Raw genomic sequence first — 3,512 nt, 5'->3', positions numbered from 1 at the left:
AGCCGCCGAGGTCGAGGTCCTCGGTGGCGAACCGCCAGGTCGCGTGTGGGAACGGCGGGTGCACCCGGAGGGTCTCCTCGATCCACGCGTCGATCTCCGCTTCAGTGCGCGGACGTTGGTCAGCCGGCTTACGCAGCGCCTCGAGGATCGCCGCGGCGATCAGGCTCGCCGTCGATTCGTAGCCGGCCATCACCAGGCCGACCGTCCATGTCACAACCTCGTTCACCGTGATGGCCGCTTCGCCGTCGACCGCTTCGAGCAGACCGGTGATCAGTCCATCCTTCAGCGTGCTCGGATCACTGGCCCACCCCGCGACCGCGCCGGCGAGCGCGCCGACGCTGCCCGCCCGTATGGTCTGGTCCGGCGAATAGATGATGTCGTCGGTGATTCGGCGCATCACGGCGTGCATCTCCGGCTGCAGACCGAGCAGCTCGCAGATGAACACCAGCGGGAGCGGGTAGGTGTAGCGCTCGACGAGGTTCACTTCGCCGCCGCCGCTGCTCTCGGCGGCCAGCTCGTCCAACAGTTCCTCGGCGAGCCGGGCCAGCTGGGCGGCCCACGTAGCCGTGTTGCGCGGTGTGAAGATCTCCGCGTGCAACCGCCTGATCCTCGCGTGTTCCGGCCCCTCGCTCATCACCATGGTGCGGGCGACCTCGGCGCGGGGCTGCGCGCCGAGCATCACCCCGGGAATCCGCATCCAGTCAGGGGTGAGCTCGATGTCCTTGCTCAGCCTCCGGTCAGTCAGAGCCGCACGCACAAGGTCCATGTCGCAGACCGCCCAGGCGGTTCCGCCGTAGTAGTCGACCTTGACGACCGGCGCTACCCGTCCGGCGGCGACCAGGCGCGACATGCAGTCGACCGGGGCGGGAATGGTCGGTACGTCGACGTGGGGCGCCTCCAACAGCTCTTCGGATTTCATTGAACGCCTCCAGTGACCGGGGCCTCCGCGGCTGGGTCATAGGTGCCGATCAGTCCTTCGATCAGCTCCGCGGCCCGCCGCGGCCCGTCGTGGCCCAGGTACTCCTCTCGCAGACGCGCGGCGGCGTGCCGGTAGCGCGTGTCGGCGAGGACAGTGCCGACCGCACGCCGGATCCGTTGCGGGGTCAGGGTTCGGCGGCCAAGCGCAATCCCCACGCCCGCCCACCTCACCCGCGCGGCCACGTCGGCCTTCTCCTCGCTCGCTCCTGCGACGACGAGCGGCACAGCGTGCGCGAGCGCGGCGTTGACCCCGTTGAACCCGCCGTTTGTCACCATCACGTCGACATGCGGCAGAAGCCGGTGGTAGGGGACGAATCGCTCGACCCGTACGTTGGCCGGCAGCGACCGCGCGGTGTCGGCGTCCAGCGGGCGGTTGCCGGTGGTCACCACGACGAGAACCGGCAGGTCTGCCAGCGCCCGAATGGCCGGGACGAGCAGCCGTTCCGCATCGTTGGCGATCGTGCCCTGGGTGACTAACACCACCCGCCGCCCATCGTCGAGTTCGTTCCACCACGGGGGCGGGTCGAACCTGGTGTCCGCTGCCGGCAGGTCGAGCGGGCCTACGAAGTGCGTCCCCTCAAACAGGTCGCTCCGGGGAAACTCGAACGACTCGACGGTGCCGACGAGGTACAGGTCCGGCCTGCGGGCGATGTTCTCCATGACGCTCGCGCCGAGACGGGGCAGTCCCGTTTCGCCCCGGACCTCGTCGGCACGTTTGCGGGTAGCACGCAGCGCGAGATGATCCCCGGCCAGCGTGAGCAGGCGGTTGCGCAGACGGCCGAACCGCGATGAGGCCGGCCCCAGTCCGTAGCCGAGAGGCGCGGTGTCACGGCTGTTGAGGATGTAGACCGAATTGCCCACCCAGGCCAACGGGATTCCGGTGCGCTCCCGAGCGAAGCACGCGCCGTAGCACATGTCATCGGAAACAATCACGTCGACCCGGAACCTCTCGATGATCTCGAGGAGGTCCTTCATCTGGCTGGGGGCGGTGTTGTAGAAGATGTCCTCCATGCCTGCCCGGAAGCTGGCGAGTCCGGTCAGCCCCCCGTGGGCTGGGAACGCCTCCTCTTTACTCAGGCCCCCGAAGTCATAGGCGGTGTGCATCGGCTCGTACGCAGCGCCCACTCCGGCCACCTTGTCCCGGTAGACCTGCCCGGTGTACCACCGCACATCGTGTCCACGCCGGGTGAGGTGCCGCGCGATGGAAAGTACCGGGTTAACGTGGCCGTCGGCCGGTGTGGTCGCGATCAGCACGTGTGCCAAGGTCGCCCTCCCCTCTCCTCGTCCGTCGAGCGGGGCCGTCCGGTCCCACCGCCTAGCTCACGCTGCCCCGCGCACAGCGGCAGAGGAAGGGATCAGCGCCAACACTGTCAGCCTGGAGGATGACGGCGGGTCCGCACGGGTGTGCCGGCGGACAGCGACTACTCACCTTGGTGATGGTGAGGGGGATGTGAGCAGTAGCGACGGTTAGCGACGATGAAGATCCGCATCTGTCGCGTGGTCCTCGACGCGTGCTCCTCGGCCAAGTTCCGAGCGAGGCGTGCTTTGAACCACCCCGGTTAGGAGCGCGATGTCCGTCATTTTGCGGTCCGCTGGCAGGCCAGAGGCTCTGTTGCAACCGGATCGAAGCCGACCGCAGCAGGATCAGAGCCTGACTCCGCCCCAGCACCTTACTTGCCGTGAGTACCTCACCTTCCGTTAGCACCTTCGACCCTCCGCGGACGACCCCGACCCGCACCGATCCCCGTATCCCGACCCGAAACGGAGCGGACTGCCATGTCTCATAATGATTGGGGCAAACAGCATTCGGCGATCGACGACCTGCACATGAAAATCGAGAACGTACGCGTGAAGGTCACCAAGCATCCGATCTACAGCCGTTTGAAGACTCTGGAGGATGTCAACACCTTTACCGAGAACCACGTGTTCGCGGTCTGGGATTTCATGTCGCTGCTCAAGGTGCTTCAACGGAACCTCACCTGCGTTGAGGTTCCGTGGGTGCCGCGCGGTTCACTGAAGAGCCGCCGACTGATCAACGAAATCGTCCTGGCCGAGGAGAGCGACGAGCTCGGCGATGGTTACATCAGCCATTTCGAGTTCTACATCGACGGTATGAGGCAGGCAGGTGCCGACACCGGGCCGATCATCGACTTCCTGAATCTGATCCGCGACGGATCCGAGGTGCCCCGGGCGCTCGCCGCCGCCGCGGTGCCACCGGCGGCCGCCGCCTTCGTCACGGCCACCTGGAACCTCATCACGACCGCGCCGCTGCACTGCCTCGCCGCGGCGTTCACGTTCGGTCGAGAGGAACTGATCCCCGAGATGTTCGACCAGGTCATCCGGAACGACGACCAGATCGGCAGGCTAACCACGTTCCGCGACTATCTGGCGCGGCACATCGAGGTCGACGGCGAGAAGCACACACCGATGGCGATGGCGATGCTCGCCGACCTGTGCGGCGACGATCTGACCAAGTGGGACGAGTGCGCCACGGCCGTCTTTGGTGCCCTGGACGCGCGGGTCACCCTATGGGA

The 3,512-nt window shown here is 66.7% G+C and carries 3 protein-coding genes; 1 reads left to right on the top strand and 2 read right to left on the bottom strand.

Translation table 11 applies throughout. From position 1 onward, the window contains the following. The coding region (locus NBW77_RS21870) for a cytochrome P450 family protein (RefSeq protein WP_250280280.1) at positions 1-919 on the bottom strand (919 nt) is incomplete at its 3' end. Continuing rightward, positions 916-2,232, bottom strand: a complete 1,317-nt coding sequence (locus tag NBW77_RS21865; protein ID WP_250280281.1) for a glycosyltransferase — start codon at positions 2,230-2,232, stop codon at positions 916-918. The genes NBW77_RS21870 and NBW77_RS21865, both read right to left, overlap by 4 nt. Before the next feature lie 522 nt (positions 2,233-2,754). Between NBW77_RS21865 and NBW77_RS21860 the strand changes: the two genes are divergently transcribed. Further along, positions 2,755-3,512 (top strand): DUF3050 domain-containing protein (locus NBW77_RS21860; RefSeq protein WP_250280279.1); only part of this gene is annotated, 758 nt, incomplete at its 3' end.

The organism is Frankia sp. Cppng1_Ct_nod (assembly GCF_920656135.1).
Lineage (GTDB): Bacteria > Actinomycetota > Actinomycetes > Frankiales > Frankiaceae > Protofrankia > Protofrankia meridionalis.
The sequence above is the reverse complement of the archived record's forward strand: the minus strand, read 5'-3'. Positions and strand labels throughout refer to the sequence as shown.